The 20387-nt window shown below is 65.4% G+C and carries 16 protein-coding genes and 1 pseudogene; 6 read left to right on the top strand and 11 right to left on the bottom strand.

Translation table 11 applies throughout. The features are described 5' to 3' along the window. Window positions 1-11 precede the first annotated feature (11 nt). The gene (locus tag HWW87_RS32855; RefSeq protein ID WP_244107383.1) at window positions 12-422 is read right to left on the bottom strand and encodes a hypothetical protein; all 411 of its coding nucleotides are present in this window, start codon (window positions 420-422) and stop codon (window positions 12-14) included. A gap of 135 nt (window positions 423-557) precedes the next feature. On the opposite strand from HWW87_RS32855, the gene HWW87_RS32850 reads away from it, so the two are divergent. Then, window positions 558-1307: a TetR/AcrR family transcriptional regulator gene (locus HWW87_RS32850; protein WP_175823792.1), complete on the top strand. Its 750-nt coding sequence runs from the start codon at window positions 558-560 to the stop codon at window positions 1305-1307. Between the two features lie 144 nt (window positions 1308-1451). Here HWW87_RS32850 and HWW87_RS32845 read toward each other — a convergent pair whose 3' ends face one another. The 7 genes from HWW87_RS32845 to HWW87_RS32815 form a co-directional block, all read right to left on the bottom strand. Next, window positions 1452-1973 carry a TetR family transcriptional regulator gene (locus HWW87_RS32845; RefSeq protein ID WP_175823791.1) on the bottom strand — a complete coding sequence of 174 codons (522 nt, stop codon included), beginning with the start codon at window positions 1971-1973 and terminating at the stop codon, window positions 1452-1454. A gap of 194 nt (window positions 1974-2167) precedes the next feature. After that, entirely contained in the window at window positions 2168-2866 is a 699-nt protein-coding gene (locus tag HWW87_RS32840) for a PqiC family protein (RefSeq protein ID WP_175823790.1), read from the bottom strand. Next, window positions 2863-4458, bottom strand: a complete 1596-nt coding sequence (locus HWW87_RS32835) for an MlaD family protein (protein ID WP_175823789.1) — start codon at window positions 4456-4458, stop codon at window positions 2863-2865. Before HWW87_RS32835 ends, HWW87_RS32840 begins: the two co-directional genes overlap by 4 nt. A 40-nt stretch (window positions 4459-4498) precedes the next feature. Then, the gene (locus tag HWW87_RS32830; RefSeq protein WP_175823788.1) at window positions 4499-5860 is read right to left on the bottom strand and encodes a PqiA/YebS family transporter subunit; all 1362 of its coding nucleotides are present in this window, start codon (window positions 5858-5860) and stop codon (window positions 4499-4501) included. 134 nt (window positions 5861-5994) lie between these two features. Next, a complete protein-coding gene (locus HWW87_RS32825; RefSeq protein WP_175823787.1) occupies window positions 5995-7461 on the bottom strand; it encodes an efflux transporter outer membrane subunit in 1467 nt (488 codons plus the stop codon). Continuing rightward, on the bottom strand, window positions 7461-10628 hold the full coding sequence (locus tag HWW87_RS32820; protein ID WP_175823786.1) for an efflux RND transporter permease subunit: 3168 nt from the start codon (window positions 10626-10628) through the stop codon (window positions 7461-7463). Before HWW87_RS32820 ends, HWW87_RS32825 begins: the two co-directional genes overlap by 1 nt. Then, window positions 10625-11635 carry an efflux RND transporter periplasmic adaptor subunit gene (locus tag HWW87_RS32815; RefSeq protein WP_347879308.1) on the bottom strand — a complete coding sequence of 337 codons (1011 nt, stop codon included), beginning with the start codon at window positions 11633-11635 and terminating at the stop codon, window positions 10625-10627. Before HWW87_RS32815 ends, HWW87_RS32820 begins: the two co-directional genes overlap by 4 nt. Window positions 11636-12166: 531 nt before the next feature. On the opposite strand from HWW87_RS32815, the gene HWW87_RS32810 reads away from it, so the two are divergent. Next, complete coding sequence (locus HWW87_RS32810; protein WP_244107390.1) at window positions 12167-12895, top strand: TetR/AcrR family transcriptional regulator; 729 nt, start codon at window positions 12167-12169, stop codon at window positions 12893-12895. On the opposite strand, the gene HWW87_RS32805 is transcribed toward HWW87_RS32810, so the two are convergent. Both HWW87_RS32805 and HWW87_RS32800 read right to left on the bottom strand, forming a co-directional pair. Further along, window positions 12873-13082, bottom strand: coding sequence for a hypothetical protein (locus HWW87_RS32805; RefSeq protein WP_175823779.1), 210 nt, complete (start codon window positions 13080-13082; stop codon window positions 12873-12875). The genes HWW87_RS32810 and HWW87_RS32805 overlap by 23 nt on opposite strands. 959 nt (window positions 13083-14041) lie before the next feature. Further along, window positions 14042-14317: pseudogene (locus tag HWW87_RS32800) on the bottom strand (hypothetical protein); the annotation flags it as partial. A gap of 1080 nt (window positions 14318-15397) precedes the next feature. Between HWW87_RS32800 and HWW87_RS32795 the strand changes: the two are divergent. Continuing rightward, window positions 15398-16228 carry a phytanoyl-CoA dioxygenase family protein gene (locus HWW87_RS32795; RefSeq protein WP_175823784.1) on the top strand — a complete coding sequence of 277 codons (831 nt, stop codon included), beginning with the start codon at window positions 15398-15400 and terminating at the stop codon, window positions 16226-16228. Window positions 16229-16257: 29 nt separating this feature from the next. On the opposite strand, the gene HWW87_RS32790 is transcribed toward HWW87_RS32795, so the two are convergent. Then, complete coding sequence (locus tag HWW87_RS32790; protein ID WP_175823783.1) at window positions 16258-16398, bottom strand: hypothetical protein; 141 nt, start codon at window positions 16396-16398, stop codon at window positions 16258-16260. Between the two features lie 372 nt (window positions 16399-16770). Here HWW87_RS32790 and HWW87_RS32785 point away from each other — a divergent pair, with 372 nt between their 5' ends. The 3 genes from HWW87_RS32785 to HWW87_RS32775 all read left to right on the top strand — a co-directional run. Next, window positions 16771-17184, top strand: a complete 414-nt coding sequence (locus HWW87_RS32785; RefSeq protein WP_174433211.1) for a RidA family protein — start codon at window positions 16771-16773, stop codon at window positions 17182-17184. Between the two features lie 212 nt (window positions 17185-17396). Continuing rightward, window positions 17397-18761 carry a DUF1329 domain-containing protein gene (locus tag HWW87_RS32780; protein WP_175823782.1) on the top strand — a complete coding sequence of 455 codons (1365 nt, stop codon included), beginning with the start codon at window positions 17397-17399 and terminating at the stop codon, window positions 18759-18761. Between the two features lie 86 nt (window positions 18762-18847). Next, window positions 18848-20387, top strand: a 1540-nt coding sequence (locus HWW87_RS32775) for a DUF1302 family protein (RefSeq protein ID WP_175823781.1), incomplete at its 3' end; no start/stop codon positions are given.

Below are 20387 nucleotides of genomic sequence, written 5' to 3'. Positions count from 1 at the left end.
GCGGATGACGCTCAGGCAGATCGAATGGCAATCGCGACGACAGGCGCCGTCGCATCGAGGGGCTTGCCGCGCAACGGCAGGCATGCAATCGAATCGCGGCACGGCGTGACTGGCCGGCCCGTGAATATTGCGAAGTCGGTCGTCGATTTCGCATGGAGGCGATGCTGCTCGTCACAGGTGTCGGGAGTCCGCAGCGCTTCGTCGCCGAGTGCGATCGCGCGTGGGGCGACGCGTATCTCGGCAGCCTCGTCGACGATCAAGACGTCGACTTCGTGACGTGCCCGCCGATTGGCCACTGTGGCGCCGACTGCCTCGAATCCTGCAATCAGTATGCCGAGCGCCAAAGGCAGCGCACGCTCCGTCGACGAGCGCGAGTTGTTGTAAATGGACGCGCGGGCGCCCGTGTGCAGTTGTGTCTCCACCGTATCTCCATTCGTCGTTCGATCGGTTCTTGAGGGTTTGTCGGCCACTTTGGTGACATTAAAGTCATAGATGATAATTTTGTCAATGTAGACATTTGAATCTATACTCGGGCACGAACAAGCATCGGAAACGTCATGACGAATACACCGAGTCGCCGGACATCAAAACGCTCCGCTCCGGAAGCAGCCAGTCCAGTGGTCGCCGAAGAGCGTGAGCCACGCGGCGCGCGCCGCAAGCGGGAGACCCGTGCCCGCCTGTTGGACGCCGCGCTTGGACTGATGGCGGAGAAGGGCATGGAAGGCGTCGCCATCAATGAAATCACCGAGGCCGCCGACGTCGGCTTTGGCTCGTTCTACAACCACTTCGAATCGAAGGAGGCGATCTACGCGACCCTCGTGGAATCGGTATTCGAGGAGTTCGCGGATTCGCTCGATCGCGTGGCCAGCGGCTTGTCCGACCCGGCGGAAATCATTTCCGTCTCGGTGCGACATACGCTGATGCGCGCGCGGCGCGAGCCGGTGTGGGGACACTTCCTGATACGCGAGGGCTTTTCGGCGCGCGTCCTGACGCTTGGCCTGGGTCAACGCCTGCTGCGGGACATCGAGCGCGGTATCGCCGAGAAGCGCTTCGTGGTCGCCGACCCATTCATCGGCTTCCTTTCAGTTGGCGGTACAGTGCTGACCGCAATTGCCGCCGAGCTCAACTTCGTTGCTCCGGGTGCGCCGGCGGCCGGTGTTCTCAAGGAACTCGGCTTCAGCGGAGAGCATTTTCCGGAACGCACCGCGGCGACGCTCCTGTGTACCCTGGGGCTCAAGCGCACGGAAGCCGAGAAGATCGCAAGCCGGCCGCTGCCGGTCGTGGAAGCGGCCGAGACCGCACAGTGACGCAACTGGGTGCCGCAGGCGCCGGCCAAGCCATCCCGCGTGCTCGAGCGGTACCCGTCAGCTGACTGGATCGATTAGCCTGTCGGGCACCGTCCAGCCGGCGTGTGTCGAAGACGGACAGCAGGGCATGCGCATCGCGGCGTACTACGTCGGCTCGTCGCGCCGTGCGCCAGTACGCAACAACGCGACGCCGAGCACCGCCGCCAGTTCGGCCGACGATGACATGTGGTCAGAGGGGCCCGCCGCGCCGTTTGCCGCGTTCGGTGGCGCGGCCAGTTCGGTGTGCATGCTGTCGATGATCTGCCGGAATCCGGCATCGCGCAGGGCGTACAGATACACCTCGACCCACAGCGGGAAAAATTCCCAGCCGGCGGCGACGTCCGCGGCGTCGGTGACGGTGCAGCAACCGTCGCCCTTCGGCGCCGCCAGCCGAAGCCTCTTGATCAGTCGATCATGGTCACGGCGAAGGATCTCGATCAACGGTTCACGCTTGTGTTCGAAGTGCGCGTAGAACGCGCCGCGCGTGTAGCCGGCGCCCTCTGCGATATGTTCGACACTCGTATCGGCAAAGCCTTTCGCGATGAATAGCGCACGAGCGGTGGCGATCAGCCGTTCGCGGGTGTCAAGCCTGCGTTGCTCGCGGGTCAGGCGCGCGCGTTTTGTCATGTGTTGTCCATGTGGGCGAAATTGATTGAAGCGGCGCAACACCGCATCGCGCGAACGTCGGATCGACACGGGAAAGGGCGGTACGTCGGTCCGCTGTTATAACGATGAGACTTGATCGTGCGAGGGCACCGGCCCCACAGCCGCGGAGCCAAGCTGATCGCCCGACCCGGCTGGCCGCGTCTTCGGGGCCCAATTCAATCGATGAGCGGGTCCGGCGCGCCGCGATCGACGACCGGTGGCGCGCGCCGACGGTCGAGTGTTCCCGCGCGACATCCGGCGGGCGGCGCAGCGTGCGTGATTTCCGCACGAATTCCTGCAGCGATCTCAAGCGCGAGCGCATCGAGCGCGCGGCGATGCGCATCGACGAGTGCGTCGTAGCCGGTCGACGCGCCGGACCGAACGATGCTGCGGCACGTCAGTGCCCGTTGCCCGGCCCCGGCGCTCACGCTCCAGGTCGCGTCGAGCAGCACGTGCGACGCCGGCCACGATTCGATTCGCTGGATGTCCACCGCGACCCGGTAGACGGCCGTGCCGTCCGGATAGGCCACGCGGTGAACGTCGATCGCGCCTAGCTCGGACGCGACGCGCGTCGACAGCCCGCCGCGCATTTCGTCGCCGAGTGGCGCGGCCCAGCGTTCCTGCTCCAGGATGTCGGCGCGCTCGGGGCCGCGCTGCACGACGAGCCGGTTGCCGTCCGCCGGCGCCACGACGTGCACGGCCTGGATGTCGATCAGCCATGCGGGATGCGCGGCGGCATCGCCGCCGGCACCGGTGGGCGCCGCCAGGGTATGGAAGTGCACGGGCGGCGACGTACACGCGCTCAGCACGGCCAGCGCGACGCACGTCGCGATGCGCGCGGTCATGCGAAGGCGGCGAAACGGGCGCGCGGTCATTGCCGGTCTCCTTTCTTCCCGAACAGCAGCGCTTCGGGATGACGCTCCAGATAGTCGGCGAGCGTGTTCAAAGACTGGAGCGTATGCGTGAGCGACTGCATCGCGTCGTGCACGTCGGACTGCATCGGCGAATTCTGCCGCAACGTGGACTCGGCCGCGTCGAACGTGCGTTGCGCGGCGGCCAGCGTGTCGCGCGCCTGCGGCACGACCTGCTCGTCGAGATGGCCGAACAACTGGTTCGCATGCGCGAGCGCGCCGTTCAGATTGTTGCCGATGCGGTCGAACGGAACCTGATCGAGCTTGCGCGCAATGTCGGCAATCTGCACCTGAAGTTCATCGAGCGTGTTCGGCACGGTCGGAAGCTCCACCGGCGTGCGGCGCACGTCCACGCTCGCGCGCGGCGCCTTCGGGAACATGTCGAGCGCGACATAGAGCTGACCGGTCAGCAGGCTGCCGGTGCGCAACTGTCCGCGCAACCCCTGGACCACCAGGTGCTCGAGCAGCTCATGCCCGCTGGCCGAATCCGGCGCGGGGAGCGCCGTGTCGCTGTGCCGGCTCAGTCGCGACGGATACAGCGCCATCGTGACCTTCATGCTGAAATTGTGCGTGTGCTCGTTGTACTCGATGCCGATGTTCGTGACCTGGCCGAGTGCGATGCCGCGCAGGTCGACCGGCGCGCCGACGGATAGCCCGCGCAGCGACTGGTCGAAGCGCATGACGACCATCAGCGGCGTGCCGTCCGGATCGCGCATCGCGTCGGCTTCGTCCGGCGCGAGCCGGAACGGTGCGTTGTCGGCTGCCTGCGGCGCGTCCGGCTGCCCGGGCGGAGACTGGAACGCGAGACCGCCGACGACCACCGTCGCGAGCGATTGCGTATTCAGTTTCAGGCCGCTCGAGTCGAGCCGCAGATCCACGCCGCTCGCGTGCCACCAGCGTGTATTGGTGCCGACGTACTTGTCGTACGGAGCGTTGACGAACACCTGTACGTCGACGCCGCTACCGTGCTCGTCGAGCGCGAAGCCGACGACCTGACCGACCTGCAGATGCCGGTAGAACACCGGCGAGCCGATGTCGACCGAGCCGAGCGAGTCGCCGTGCAGCCGATAGCGGTGGCCCTGCTGATCCGCGGTGACGGCGGGCGGCGCTTCCAGGCCGGTGAAGGCGGTTTCCTCCTGCGGCGAGCGGCCGAGGTCCGCACCGATGTACGCGCCGGAGAGCAGCGTGCCGAGCCCGGATATCCCGGTGGCGCCGACGCGCGGCCGAACGACCCAGAAGCGCGTACCGCGGTTCGCGAACCGCGCTGCGTCGCGGGTCAGTTGAATCGACACGACCACGCGCTTGAAGTCGGGGGTGAGCGTGATGGTCTGGACGGAGCCGATATCGACGTCCTTGAAGCGGACCTTGGTCTTGCCGGCTTCGAGTCCTTCTGCGCTGGCGAACGTGACCGTGATCGTCGGACCGGTCGCGGCGACGGTCCGGATCACGAGCGACAGCCCGATCAGCGCGCACACGAGTGGCACGATCCAGACGAGCGACGGGATCCAGCGGCTGCGCGGCCGGATCTCGGGTTGGGGTAGATCGAATGGATGCATCGTTTTGGAATCCGAAAGGAGGCGGCGGGCTTGCGCCGGTTCAGGATGGGCGGCGGACGGCCGCCGGGCGGGACGTGTTCGTGAGGGACATGCCCGTGCGGGACGTGCCGTCCCAGATGAGCCGCGGATCGAACTGCATCGACGCGCACATGGTGAGCACGACCACGGCACCGAACGCGAGCGCGCCGGGGCCGGGCGTGATGTCGGCGAACCTGCCGAAATGCACGAGTGCGATCGTCAGCGCGACGACGAACACGTCCAGCATCGACCAGCGGCCTACACGCTCGACCAGCCGGTGGAGCCGCGCCCGTTCAAGCGGGCGCCATTGCGCGCCGCGATGCGCGGCCATCGCCTGCAACGCGAGGATCGCGAGCTTGAGCATCGGTACGAGCACGCTGGCGACGAACACGACGACGGCGAGCGCCCAGTCGCCCGACATCCAGAAGTACGCGACGCCGCCGAGGATCGTGTCGTCCTCGGCCCGGCCGAGCGACGTCGCATGCATGACGGGCAACAGGTTCGCCGGGATGTAGAGCAGGGCGGCGGCGGCAGCCAGCGCGCCGGTGCGGGCGACGCTGCGCGGGCGCCGCGCGTGCAGCGTCGCACCACAACGCGTGCAGCGCTGGCCGCACGCATGCGCCGGCTGTACGCGTGCGCAGTGGTGACAGGCGATCAATCCCGCGGCGCGGGCCGTCATGCCCGACGATCCGTCGCCGGTTGCCGGGCGCGCGGCGGGTTGCGTCATGCCGGCTCCGGACGGCCTCGGGTGATCTTCGCCGGCTGGATGCAGCGCGACGAGTTCGTCGCGCGCGTCCCACAGGCCGGCCGGCTCGATCGACGACAGGAACGCGAGCATCACGGCGAGGGCGGCGAACGCGAACAGTGCGGGCCCCGCGATCACGTGCGCCAGGCTCGTAATCTTGACGATCGTGATCAGTACGCCGAGCATCAGCACTTCGACCATGCTCCACGGCCGCAACCGCTGAACGCCATGCAGGATCGGCGCGAAGCGCCGGGGCACGCGTCCTGCGCGCAACGGTACGAGCAGGTACAGCCATGCGGCTAGTTCCAGCAGCGGGAACAGTATCGTCGTGCAGAACACGAGCACCGCCACCACCGGCTGGCCGTGCGACCCCAGCGCGCGCACGGCGTCGCCGAGCGTCGCGTGCGACGCGATGCCGGCCGCATCGAGCGCGACGATCGGAAAGGCCTGCGCGACGCAATACGTCAGCAGCGCGGCGAGCGCCATTGCGCACATCCGGTCGAGCGTCCGGCGGCCGTGCGCCGCGCCGCTCACGCGAGCGCCGCATCGCGGGCAGTGTGGAACCAGCGCGCGCAGGCGCGGCGGACGCTGAAGCAGCAGATCGCATTCGTGGCAGGCGATCAGGTTGTCGGGTTTCATCGGGAATCCATCGTGTGGCGTAACGGAAGCTCGGCGCCGCGGCGCGCACGACACGCACGCATCGGGCGTCGAAACCCGGAATCCGCCCGGGGCGGCCGCAAGGCGGCGCGACCGGGCGTCCGGGCACGCATCGACTATTGCCGGGCAGCGACCGTCGCGTGAGTGTCGGGCGGCAGTTCGCCCATGGCCTGCAGCAGCGCGGCCGTATCCGTCATCCGGCGGCTCGCGGCACGCGTCGCATCCAGTTCCGCGCCCAGATAGCGCTGCTCGCTCGCCTGTTGCGCGGACATCGGCACGGCGCCCAGCGTGCGGCGTTGCACCGTTTCGTCGAAAGCCTCGCCCGCCGCGCGTGCCGCGAGTTCGTTCGCGGCCAGCGCTTGCGCGTCGTTGTCCAGCGCCGCCAGCGAATCGGCGACGTCGCCGAACGCGGACAGCACCGCCGCCTTGTACTGCAGCACCGCCGCGTCGTACGAGTCGCGCGTGGCGCGTCGGTGAGCCAGCAGCGCGCCGCCGTGGAAGAGCGGCTGCGACAGCCCCGCGCCGACCGCCCACAGCCCGCCCGCGCCCGACAGCAGCGCGGGCCAGCTGAAGCCGCCGCGTCCCATCGTCGCGGTGAGCGACAGGCTCGGGAACATCTGCGCGGTCGCCTCGCCGACGTCCGCCGCCGCGGCCCGCACGGCGGCATCGGCCGCGCGGATGTCGGGGCGCGCCTTCAGCAGGTCGGACGGCACGGCCACGGGCACGTGTTCCGGCAGCGACAGCCCGGCGAAAGCCGGGATCGGCGGCGGCGCGTCGGGCGTGCGGCCGAGCAGGATCGCGAGCGCGTGAACGGCGCTCGCGCGTTGCTGGCGCAGCGGCGGCAACGACGCGGCAAGCGACGCGGCGCCTTGCGTCGTCGTCAGCGCCTGCACGTGGGACATCGCGCCGAGCGCGTAACGCTGCTGATCTTCCAGCGCGGAGGCCTCGGCGACGGCGATCAGGCGCTCGGTCAGCATGATCTGGCGGTCGAGCGCCGCCGCATTGATCGCGGTGCCGACGATGTTGGCCGCCAGCGCGCGCCGAGCCGCTTCGAGTTCGCAACCGCGCACGTCGACACGCGCGGCGCTCGCCGCGTTCGCATACCGCGTGGCGCCGAACAGGTCGAACGTGTAATGCGCCTGCAGCTGTCCGACGAACACGTTGTATCGCAGGTTTTGCGTGCCGGCGCCGGAGATGTCCGGCGTGCGGGTGCGGGCAACCTGTGCGTTCGCATCGAGCGACGGCAGCGTCGATGCACCGATCTGCGCACGCAGTTCCTGCTGCGCGGCGGCGAGCGTTTTCTCCGTCGCGGCGAGTGTCGGATTCGCGCGCAGGCCTTCGTCGACCAGTGCGTCGAGCGCGCTGGAGCGATACAGGCGCCACCATTGCGGAACGGGCGCGGCGCCGACGTCGAATTGCTGCGCGACGCCTTGCGCGGCCACGGTCTGTTGCACTTGCGGCTCGGCGCCGTAGTGCGCGGGCGACGGCATCGCGGGCGGCGTGCCGCTCGGCGCCATCGCGCAGCCGCTGAAGCCCAGCGCCGCGCTCACGGCGAGCACCGAGGTGAGAAGAGGGAATTTCATCAGGAGATCTCCGAGGACGCGACGTTCATTGCGCGCGGCTCGCTCTCGTCGCGGCGCACCTTGAAGCACGTCGCATACAGGGCCGGCAGGAAGAAGATGGTCAGGACCGTCGCGACCGTGATGCCGCCCATCAGCGCGGTCGCCATCGGACCGAAGAAGCCGGAACGCAATAGCGGGATCAGCGCGAACACGGCGGCGGCAGCGGTCAGCATGATCGGCCGGAAGCGGCGCACGGTCGCGCCGACGATCGCGGCGAAGCGTGGCTGCCCGGCCGCGATGTCCTGGTCGATCTGGTCGACCAGGATCACGGAGTTGCGCATGATGATCCCGAACATCGCGATCACGCCGAGCAGTGCGACGAAGCCGAACGGCTTGCCGAACAGCAGCAGCGCGGCGACCACGCCGATCAGGCCGAGCGGCGCCGTCAGCACGACGATGAAGGTGCGCGAGAAGCGCTTGAGCTGGATCATCAGCAGCGTCAGCACCACGATGATCATCAGCGGCATCTGCGCATTGATCGACGTCTGGCCCTTCATGCTTTCCTCGGCCGCGCCGCCGATCTCGATCCGGTAACCGGCCGGCAGCGTCGCGCGCACCGTCGCAAGCGCGGCGTCGATGTCGCGCGTCACGCCGATGCTCGGCGCTTCGCCGCGCACGTCGGCCTGCACGGTGACGGTCGGCTGACGGTCGCGTTCCCAGATCACGCCGTATTCGAGCGTGTCGCGCACGTGGCCGATCGAACCGAGCGGCACCGGGCCGTGCGGCGTCGGGATCGCCAGGCCGGCGAGCTTCGACGGATCGACGCGTTCGCTCTTCGGCGCGCGCAGGTCGACGTCGATGAGCTTGTCGCGCTCGCGATACTGCGTGACGGTGTAGCCGGACAGCGTCATCGCGAGAAAACCCGACACGTCTTCCGACGTCACGCCGAGCTGGCGTGCCTTGAGCTGGTCGATCTCGAACGACACCGACCGCTCGGCCGGTTCGTCCCAGTCGAATTGCACGTTGCGCGTGCGGGCGTCGGCGCGGACCTTGTCCGCCACTTTTTCGGCAATGCCGCGCACGGTGGCGATGTCGTCGCCGCTCACCCGGAACTTGATCGGGAAGCCGACGGGCGGCCCGTTCTCGAGCCGCGCGACGCGTGTGCGCACGGTCGGGAAGCGGCTGGCGAGCGTCGCCTCGAGCCAGTGCGACAGCCGGTCGCGCGTCTCCACGTCCTTGGCCGTGATCACGAATTGCGCGAAGTTCGGCTGCTGAAGCTGTTGATCGAGCGGCAGATAGAAGCGCGGCGCGCCGGTGCCGACGAAGTCGACGACATGGTCGATTTCAGGCCGGCCGTCGAGCACCTTTTCGAGCCGCTTCGCTTCACGCAGCGTCGCATCGAACGAAGCGCCTTCCGGCAAGCGCATGTCGACGAGCAGTTCGGGACGCTCCGAATTCGGGAAAAACTGCTGCGGCACGCGCGTGAACGCGGCCATCGCGATCGCGAACAGCACGGCAGTGATGCCGAGCACCACCCAGCGGCGCTCGATGCAAGCCGAGATCCATCCGGACAGCCGGCGGTAGAAGCCCGTGTCGTACACCTCGTCGCCGTGTGCGTGACCGTCGCGATGCGCGTGCTCGGGCAGCATGTGGTAGCCGAGCAGCGGCACCAGCACGACGGCCGCGAACCACGACACGATCAGCGCGATCGCCGATACCTCGAAGATCGAGCGCGTGTATTCGCCGGTGCTCGATTTCGCGAGCGCGATCGGCAGGAAGCCCGATACCGTGACGAGCGTGCCCGTCAGCATCGGGAACGCTGTGCTCGTGTACGCGAATGCCGCGGCGCGGGTCCGGCTCCACCCTTGCTCGAGCTTCACCGCCATCATCTCGACGGCGATGATCGCATCGTCCACCAGCAGCCCGAGCGCGAGCACCAGCGTGCCGAGCGACACCTTGTCGAGGCCGATGCCGAACGCGTGCATGCACAGTGCCGTCACGGCGAGCACGATCGGAATCGTGATGACGACGACCATGCCGGTGCGCAGGCCCAGCGACACGAGGCTGACGACGAGCACGATCGCGACGGCTTCGCCGACCGCTTCGACGAAGTCGTCCACCGAGTGCTTCACCGCATGCGGCATGCTGGATACCGCGGCCAGCTTCAGGCCGGCCGGCAAGCCGCGCTGCAGTTCGGCGGCCTTCGCGTCGAGCGCCTTGCCGAGATCGATCACGTCGCCGCCTTTTTGCATCGTGACGCCGATGCCGAGCACCGCGTGACCGTTGGTACGCATCTGCGTGGCCGGCGGATCGTCGTAGCCGCGCGTGACCTTCGCGACGTCGCCGAGCCGGAACGTCCGGCCGTTCACCGTGATCAGCATGTCGGCGAGCGCCTGCCTGTCCTTGAACGCGCCGCTCGGGCGCACGAACACGCGATCGTCCGCCGTCGTGATCGTGCCGACCGGCGCGACCGCGTTTTGCGCATCGATCGCCTGCGCGAGCTGCTGCGGCGTGATCGCGAGCCGCGTCAGCTGCGCGTTCGAGATCTCGACGAACACGTGCTGGGCCGGGTCGCCGAAGTAGTCGACCTTCGCGACGCCCGGCACGCGCAACAGCGCGGTGCGCAGCTTGTCCGCGTAATCGTGCAGTTGCGCGGGCGAGTAGCCGTCGCCTTCGAGCGCATAGACGTTGGTATAGACATCGCCGAATTCGTCGTTGAAGAACGGGCCGACGACGCCCTTCGGCAGGGTCGAGCGGATATCGCCGACCTTCTTGCGCACCTGATACCAGGTTTCCGGCACCTGGTCGACCGGCGCCGAATCCTTCATCGCGAAGAAGATCATCGACTCGCCGGGCCGCGAATAGCTCTTGATGTTGTCGACGTACGGCGCGGCCTGGAGCTGGCGGCCGATCCGGTCGGTGACCTGTTCCTGCACCTCGCGCGCCGTGGCGCCCGGCCAGTAGGTCTGGATCACCATGGTGCGGAACGTGAACGGCGGGTCCTCCGACTGCGCGAGGCGCGTATAGCCGATCACGCCGAAGATCGTCGCGAGGCCGATCAGGAAGATCACCAATTGCTGGTGTTTCAGCGCCCATGCGGAGAGATTGAATCCGCCGTCGTCGTGCGATGCCGCGCCGGGTCGTGCGAGATTGCCGTCGGTCGACGGCCGGTGTTCACGCGCATTCATGACGCGAAGTCCTCCGCATGCAGCGGCGGCACGACGCGAACGTGCTGGCCGGCGCTGATCGTGTGCACGCCTTGCATCACGACGCGTTCGTCGTCCGCGAGACCCGACGTGACGGTGATCGTGCGTTCGTCGTAGCGTCCGATCGTCACCGGGCGCAGCTCCAGCGTGTCGCTGCCCTTGCGGACGACCCATACGGCCGGCGCGTCGCCGCGATGAAAGAGCGCGGTGGCCGGCAGCGTGACCGCGTGGTCCGCAGCGGTGTCGGCGGCGCCGTCGAACGTGATGCTGGCGGTCATCCCGGCGCGCACGTCCGGCCCCGGCGCGATCAGCGTAAGCTTCACGCGCCAGGTGCGGCTCTGCGGATCGGCGGCCGCCGCGACTTCGCGCACGCGTGCGTCGAGCACCTTGCCCGGCAGGGCCGTCAGGTTGACGTGCGCGATGCGGCCGACCGCGAGATCGCGCAGGTCGCGCTCCGCGACGTCGCAGACGATGTCGAGGTCGCCGCTCCAGTCCTGATGAAACACCGCCTGGCCCGGCTGGACGTTCTGCCCGGTATCGGCATCCTCCGACGTGATCACGCCGTCGTGATCCGCGACCAGCGTCGCGTAGCGCAGCTGATCGCTCGCGAGCGCCATTTGCGCGAGCGCGGAATCGCGTTGCGCGACCGCCGATGCATACGCGTCCTGCGTCGTTTCGAGCTGCGCGGGCGCGATCAGGTTGGCCTGGGCCTGGGCGCGATCGCGATCCAGCTGCTGCTTCGCATAGGCCACGCGATGCTCGGCGGCATCGAGCAGGGCGCGCGCGTTCAGCAGCGTGTTGCGCAGGTCCGTCGGATCGAGCATCGCGACGGTCTGGCCGGCCTTGACGGTGTCGCCGATCCGCACGCGCCGCTCGACGACCTTGCCGCCGACGCGAAACGACAGCGGCGTCGAATAGCGCGCCTGAACCTGTGCGGGCAGCACGCGCTGCGCGGCGCCGTCGGCCGCATGAACGGCCAGCGCGACCACGGGTTGCGGTTCGGGCGCAGCGGCCTCGTGCGAGTGGCAGGCCGTGAGCAGAATCGCACAGCACGCGAACGCGATCGGGGCTCGCCGTACCGGCTGTGCGATGCGTGTCAGAAACGGGCGCGTTGAAGTCCGCGCGTCAAGACCGGGTGATTTCACGATGTTTCCAAGACAAATGAGGGGTCAACTTAAAAGAGTTTGGCGACCACGGAGGGACACCCCGATTCAGGCAGGCGCGCGAGCACGTCTCCGCGACGGTGCGCCTGACGATCAATCAGTACTCCGATGTTCATGGCGCAGACCATTCCGCTCGCCAACATGGCGCGGCTCGCCCCCTGCGATGGCCGCGCCTGTACCTGCACGGTCCTCCGCACGTCGCCGAGGTTGCCGGCGGGAGTCGGACCCAGGGCGCGGACCGGAACCGGTTCTGCTATTTTCGAGATTAGACTCATAACTGATAAAGTTGTCAAGTATGAGTGAGTAATCTAGAATTGCGCCATGCAGAAGAATCTTTCGGACAACGGAGGCGCGCTCATGGACGACACACCGGCCCGGCGCGGCCGCGCGAACGCGTCAGCGGGCGAAGCGGAGCAGCGCCAGCCGCGCGGCGCGCGGCGCAAACAGGTGACGCGTATGCGCTTGCTGCAGGCGGCGTTCAGCCTGATGGCGACAAAGGGCAGGGACAACGTGGCGATCAGCGAAATCACCGAGGCGGCGGATGTGGGGTTCGGCTCGTTTTACTACCACTTCGAATCGAAGGACGGCATCTTCGCCGCGCTGACGGAGTGGGTGTTCGACGATTTCGCGGACGGGCTCGAGCGGCTGGCGAGCGGATTATCGGATCCGGCCGAGGTCGTTTCCGTCTGCGTGCGTCACACGCTGATGCGCGCGCGCCGCGAGCGGCTTTGGGGACGGTTTCTGATGCGGGAGGGTTTTTCGGCGCGCGCGCTCGACCACGGGCTGGGCCGGCGCTTGCGGCGGGACAGCGAGCGCGGAATCGCGGCACGCCGCTTCGTGGTCGATGATCCGTTCATGAGCGTGCTCGCGATGACGGGGACGATCCTGGCGGCGATCGCGGCAGAGTGCTACGCGGCCGACGCGGCTGCGGGCGAGGTGAGGAAGCCGGTGGGAGACGAGGGCCGGCTACCCGAGCGGGCCGCGGCAATGGTATTGCAGACGCTCGGCCTGACGCGCACCGAAGCAAAGGACGTGGCGAACCGACCATTGCCGCCCGGCGACTTCACCGCTGTGGAGAGCAGTTGACGGTTGGTTGCCGCCGAAGCAGGCCCGGGCGATCCAGTTGGGCAACGAAGGTGGTACCACTATCATGTCCGGTCCCGAGTCGCTCGGCCGCGCGCCACGGCTGAAGCTTGCCGTCCGCCACATCCTGAATGACCTTGAATCGGTCCAGTTCACGCATCGTCATCGTGATCCGTTCCGTCGCTGCCATCGAAGCCTCCAGCGCTGGATTCCCAGCGGCCAATCAGCTTACGATGGGTCGAAAAACGGACATTTGAACTTAGCCAGAAGCGGACATTACAACTTAGCCGCCACAACACAAACGATCGAATCTTGGTACCTATGGTGGGGTGTTGCGTCGGGTTGTTTTTCCTGGTTTTATTGTATTTCAACCGGAAGGCGGCCAAGTTATTCACAGAATATCCACTTTTTAGGCTGTTGCCCGTTGCGTGTTCAAATCAAGTCATTTGTTGCGCTGCTGGGTGCGGGATAACGCAACAGGAATGCGACCCATCTGGTGTCCCAGCCAGTCCCAGTGTTGCGTTTGACCTACGCGACCCGGGTTTTGGGGTTCACGCCTAGTTGCCACAGCATGTCGATATTCTTTAGATATATGGCAACCTTCTCTGGACAGTCATGGATGATCGAGTGCTGTTGACCATCGACGTCGTCGAAGTGCACTGAACACGGATCCTCTAGGCATTGGCAGATGTCGTCGATCTCGTCGCGATACTGATCCAGCTTTGCCGGCTCCCAAACTCGGCCGGTGTCGGGCGCGAGAATCACTGACAGAGTGCCGCATCTTTCCCCAATGTACCGGATGGGGGGAAAGCAGGCCAGCAACGTAGAACATCATGATTGCGTCGATCACACGGTCGTCATGATCTTCATCCCAGATGACCGCGAAGTCGAGGAAGGCACATCGATCGAGTCGATTCAGAAGCTCGTCGTGCCACACCGGCGCGCGAAGGACAGAGTAGTGAGTTCCTCGACCGAGGTTGCCTACTGGCCGCGTGTCATCGTGCAGCGTCTGAAGGAAGGGGCAATACGACATTTGATGCTCCTTTCGGAAGAGAAGTGGCTTCAGCCCCGGAACCAGAGCCATTTCATAGTGGGGGCATCGAGCAAGCGCTATCGACACCAGCCTAGATGGGGTAGGTCGACGCCTTGCTATTTCGTCAGCCACTGGCCATACGCCTCTACATCTATCATCGGTACCGTTCCGCTAAACTGTAGTTGTGCTATCAACTTGAAGAGAAACGCGGTGGCCGGTTTATTCTCGTCAACGTAATTGTATTTACTTGCCGCTCGATCATAGAAGAAGTGGCCATGAGCCGCCACGCATCCGATGTCTAGACGCCCATCTGCAAGATCAGCATTCAGCGCCTTGTCGAGCGATGGTCCAAGGGCCGGGCTCCACTCGCTTTCAAAGGTGAGCAGGCCCCCGTCTCAAGACGTCTCATGACCTCCGCACACTAAAATTCTGACATGCTCCGCGTGACTCGCTCGCCAGCCTCGCTATTCGTTTTGGCTTACTGAGCAGCAGAAGGCCTTCGCCGGAAAACATCGCCTCGTCTGAGATAGCTTTGGGTGCAACCTGAATTTTTCCGCGGTGCCACGTGAGGCCAAGCGCGATGTAACACGCGAGTGTTCTTCAAACGGAATCGACATGCCTTCTTGCCAGTCCCCCATCGCGTCCTGAATTCAGTGCGGCCGTTGCCCGTTACCGACAAGCAACTCGTTTCTGTGTTGGACCTTGGCTAGTACGGCCTCTGAGCGGCGTTGAGCGTCGCGGGCTCCCTCCGTCTCCAGCATGAGGCGCCTCTGCATTCCCCCGGGAGTCACGAGGGTGCCCTGTCGACTTCCGCACTCGGCGTTGCGTCTCGCTCGGCGTGTTCCGCACACAGCGCCTCGGGAACGCGCGCGCTAGCACCTGCGCTTCGGTGACCGGCCCCGATCGTTCGGGCGCTGTTCAGTTGGTGTTTTCCCTAATTTGTTCATCTTGATTGTAGGCCGCTGCGCCGCTAATATTTGGCCATGGAAACGTTATTTGTGGGCCATGAATACGTAATATTGACAGGGGTAATTTGAAAGGATAGCGGCCGCTCTGCATGTTGGCGCCGCAACCTTGTCGCACGCTCCAGACCGATCTTCGCGGCGAAATCGAAGCGTTCATGACCGTCGAGGATCGGTGTTTTCCGAGCTGCTATCCGTCGAGGACGGCAGTGGGTGTGGCCCAATTGGCCGGTCCGGGTCTGCGCGTCGAGATCAGGGTAGTGGCTGAGTCCGGCGCGGCCACCGAGTAGAGATGAAATTACGAGGAGATCCGATCCTCAGGGCTGTGGATTACGCGCTCGAGTTCAGGTGCGTGGCTACGAGTTGAATGGTGATCATGCGGGGGCTTGCGCTGCGACCTGGTGCACTTATCGGGCGTTGAGCATGTGCATGGTTTCCCCCAGAACAGATCGGACATCGTCACCCGATGTATTGCAAACGTTGTGGTCAAAAAGGAAGGAGGAAATTTCCATGCAAGTGACAGAGCAAATGAAGCAAGACTTGGCGCGTGACGGTGCCATCGTCGTCCGAGGTCTGTTCTCACCGGAGCGGCTTAAGCGGATGCGGGAGGCTTTCGACTACGGGATCGCCCACCCGAGCCCGCTGCACGGCTACGCCTATAAAGGGACGCCCTACGAGACCTTTAACGACTACGGAAATTTCGAGAACCGCGATGTGTATGTCGCGACGGTCAAGGAGTTGGGACTCGATGAATTCGTGGCGTCTCTCTGGGACACTGAGCACCTGTGGTTTGTCGGAGAAGAACTGTTTATCAAGAAGGGCGGCAATGCCGGCCGGTCGCCTTGGCATCAGGACAACTCGTACGTGCCTGTGAGCGGGCCGCAGATGCTCAATATCTGGACCAGCTTCGAAAAGATTCCCCGGTATAACGCACTCGAATTCGTCCGCGGCTCCCACGCCGGCGTTCAGTACAACGGTACTTCCTACAACGACGCGAATGACCATACCTCGCCGTTGTGGATCGATTGCGAGTGGCCCCGGCTCCCTGATATCGAGGCCGACCGAGCCAAGGACCCCGCGGCGTGGGATGTCTTTACCTGGGATCTGGAGCTTGGCGATGCGCTGGTGTTTCATTCCGGCATGCTGCACGGCGGCGCTCCAGTGACCCCGGATTGCCCCGATCGTCACACGCTGGTCTACCGGTTCTACGGCGACAAGGTGTATTACCGGCCCCTGCCGACCGGCGGGTGCAACTTCCCTTACGACATCAGTGAGCTCAACGATCCGTCGCTGGAGCCGGGCCAACCGTACCGGTCGTCTTACTGCACGCAGTTGCGATGACCGACGAGACATCGAAATTGGCGCGGCGGTCATTTTTTCGATGCCGCCGTGCCGTTTCCACTGGCGTTTTTTGATGCTGCGTTCGCACGGCATTCAACTTTTTCCGCGAAGGCGCGGTCGTTGCGTACCTCGACCGGGAGGTCCCGAAAGCTGGCGCCTTCCTTCTTCAATCGGCGCTCCAGCGCGTGTTATCCGTTAGCCTAACCAGCCTGTTTAAGCGTGGTTCAGTCGGTGTTTCCCCTATCTCTATCGTCTTGATAGTGGGCCGCATCACCGCTAATATTTGGCCGCATAGACATTATTTTTAGGCCGGTGTAACGTAGTTCGGGAGAGGTTTGGAAAGGCTGATGGTTTGGAAGGGTCGGGGCGCTCTACATAGTCGAGCGGTAACCATTTCCACTCAAACCGCAGCCGAATACAGTCATTTTGGGATACGGCACTGCTGGGCGCTCTGCTTCTTGACGGGATTTCACTTTGAAAGCCGGCGATCCGTAATGCACATCCTGTGTCCGTCCATTCATCTGAGTAAAGAGGTTCGCATCATGTCAGTGACCGCCAAGCGTCAATCGATTGTTCCGCCTCCGTTCCAGCCGTGGTACGACGCGTATCACTTCTCACCAGCCACGCGCGTCGGCGACACGATCTGGGTATCGGGCCAGGTCGGTCTCGATGCGCAGATGCAACCGGCCGACGGCATAGAGGGGCAGGCGCGGATCGCGTTCGAGAGCCTGAAGATGATCCTCGAAGCGGCCGGCGCGAGCCTCGCTGACGTCGTCGAACTGACGACCTTCCATACGAACCTTCAGCAGGAGATGCAGGGTTTCGCGACGGTCAAGGACGAGTACTTCCCGAGCCGCTATCCGTCGTGGACGGCGGTCGGCGTTACGGAATTGGCGCTGCCGGGCCTGTGCGTGGAGATTCGCGCAGTGGCGGTGGCCGGGTCGGGCAAGGACTGACGGGGCGGCAGCGGCAAATTTCCGGATGGGCTTGCGCGAGACATAAATCGCAGTCCTGAAGGAAACATGAAAGTCGATTGAAAAGGCACGCGGCCGGCGCACTGGCCGGCCGCGATCAAGGAGCGACGTCATCGTCGACGACGAAGGCGATCGGAGTGAGCGCGTTTCGTCCATGACGGGCGAGCGAAGGCGGAGTGGGAAGGAGAACCGTGATGAAGAAGCATCGTTTCTGGGCCGTGTCCGCGATGGCGGCCGCTGCATGTGTCGCGATCGGCACCGCCGTCGCGGCGGACGACCTGACGCCGGCCGGCGCCGACCGTTCGGCGAGCAAGGACGGCGCGGTGCCGGCCTATACGGGCAAGCAGTCGCCCGACGCCGGCTGGGAGTGGGGCAAGGTTCGCGGCGATTTCTGGAAGCATCGCAACGAGAAACCGCTGTACTCGATCGATGCCGCGAACGTCGACAAGTATGCGGACAAGCTGTCGCCCGGCCAGATCGCGCTGATCAAGCAGAAGAAGGGCTACCGGATGGATGTTTATCCGTCCCATCGCGAATGCCAGTTGCCGGACGCCGCCGAGCAGAACTCGAAGGCGAACCTCACCGCCGCGAAGCTCAATTCGAGCGGCGAGAGCCTCGCGTCGGCCGTATTGCCGGGCGTGCCGTTCCCGCAGCCGAAGAGCGGCGTCGAAGCGATTCTGAACTACGAGATGCGCTATCGCGGCGAAGGTGTCGAATGGGCGCAAGTCGTGACGTCTGTGTCGCCGCGACCGGGCAGCAGCGAATGGATCGACGCGGTCGGTCCACAGACGTTCTATTTCCCGTCCGGCAAGCTCGGCAAGCATTCGCCGCAGGACGTGGACCAGCTGAGCACGGCCATATACTTCCAGATGAATTCGCCGGCCGCGCTGGCCGGCCAGGCCTTCGTGCAGCGCCAGTACTTCGACAAGGCATCGGAGACGTACTACTACTTCCCGGGCCAGCGCCGCGTACGGCGCATGCCGGCCTATACGCACGACGCGCCACTGATCGGCTTCGAGAATCAGTACTTGATCGACGAAAGCAACATGATCAACGGCGCGCTCGACCGCTTCAACTGGAAACTGGTCGGCAAGAAGGACATGCTCGTCCCGTACAACGCGTTCGGCATGTACAAGTTCAAGAGCAAGCTGCACGACGTCGCGACGCCGGACGGCGTCGCGGCTGCGAACCGGCGCTATGAGGCCCACCGCGTGTGGGTGGTGGAGGCGACGCTGAAGCCGAGCGCGCGGCACGTCGCGTCAAAGAAGGTGTTCTATCTCGACGAGGATAGCTGGCTCGCGCTGGTGGGCGAGGACTACGACGCGCAGGGCAAGCTGTGGAAGGTGCGGGAAAGCTATCCGATTCCGGTATGGGAGCTCGGCGGCGCCTGCGACAACGAACCGTTTGCGCAGTACGACATGATCAACGGCCGCTACGTGCTCGATGCGTCGTCAATCGGGCAGGGCAAGGACCTCCACTGGCTCGAGCAGGCCGACGATCCGCGCTTCAAGTCGGATTTCTACACGGCGGAATCGCTGCGCTCGGTCAGCGAACGCTGATGGCAGCAGGCTGACCGGCTGACGGATACAAGGACCGGCGCGCGCAACGATCGTGCGCCGGCATCGAACAGGGGCGGAGGTGGATCATGGAACCGGCAAGATTGTTCAGGAATGCTACCGTATCGGTGGCGATGGCGGGTGCCGCGACGTCGAGCGCGTACGCGTATGACTTCACGTTGAACGGCGGGGCCCTGCAAGGCTCGTGGGTGTCGAACCTGACGGCTGGCGCGGGCATCCGGACCAAAAACCCCAGTTGCTCGCTCACCGGCGACCCGAACGCCTTCGGCTGCGGCGCGGCCGCGAACACCAACCAGTGGGGCTACGCGGACAACGGTGACCTGAACTACCGCAAGGGCCAGCCGTTCAGCACCTACATCAGCGCGACCAGCGAGCTGCTGCTGAAGATGCCGAGCGAAGGGCTGAAGTTCATGGTGCGCGGCACGGGCATGTACGACTTCATGGCCAAGAACACGAACCGCACGCCGTTGTCGAGCACCGCGGCCGCGCAGGTCGTCTACAACGCGCAGTTGCTCGATCTGTGGGCGCAGAAGGATTTCACGATCGGCGGGCGCAACGCGCACGTGCGGCTCGGCAACCAGGTGATCAACTGGGGCGAGAGCATGTTCGCGCAGAGCGGCATCAACGCGACGAACTCGATCGACGTGCAAAAGCTGCTGATCCCCGGCTCGCAGCTCAAGCAGGCGCTGCTGCCCGCGCCGATGGTGAGCCTGGCGGCCGACCTGTCGCACGGGTTCAGCACCGAGGCCTACTACCAGTTCCAGTGGAATGGCAACCGCTATCCGCCGGTCGGCTCGTACTGGTCGGTGACGAACGGTTTCGGCCGCGGTGCCGAGCCGTTCACGATCAACACGAATAACCTGAACGTGATCGGCCCGAGCGCGGGCACGATCGCCAACGCGATCGGCGGACCGGGCGCGGCCGGCAACCAGGACACGCTCAACGCGATCAAGAACGGGCTCGTGAACGGCACCTACGCCGGGCCGCCGTTCAACGACATCGGGCTGCCGTCGGTCACGAACCTGCCGGCGAAATACCGGCCGCAGTTCGGCGTGAAGTTCAACTACTCGCCGCGCTCGTTCGACGCGAACTTCGCGTTCTACTACCTGAACTACACCGACAAGTCGCCGGTGCTCGCGTCGCTCGCGAACGGCAACGTGCAATGGTCGTACCCCGGCCGGCGCCAGTTGTTCGGCGTCAGCGCGAACTTCGGGCTCGGCCCCTGGGCGATCGGCACCGAACTGTCGTACCGGCCGCGCGATGCGGTCGCGCTGTCGAGCTGCTACGGCGCGGGCGGCCCGCTCGACCTGAACACGAACGGCGTGGCGGGCGTCAATTGCTCGCAATGGGTCGACAAGAAGAAGTTCCAGTACGACATCAACGGGCTGCTGGCGCTCACGCGTAGCGAATACCCGTTCCTGAAACTGCTCGGCGCCGATTCGGCCGCGTTGACCTGGGAACTGACGTGGATCTACTACCCGGGGTTGAGATCGAGCGGCGTGACGCGCACGATCGACGGGCAGACCGTCACGCAGGTGCCGCAGACCGGTTACCTGCCGTGGCTGAACAACGGCTCGGCGGCCGGCTATCCGATCGGGATGAGCCAGG

Source organism: Burkholderia sp. BCC0419, from assembly GCF_902830285.1.
In the GTDB taxonomy this organism is placed as follows: Bacteria; Pseudomonadota; Gammaproteobacteria; order Burkholderiales; family Burkholderiaceae; genus Burkholderia.
Note: the sequence above shows the minus strand (reverse complement) of the source record. Positions and strands in the feature narration are given on the sequence as shown.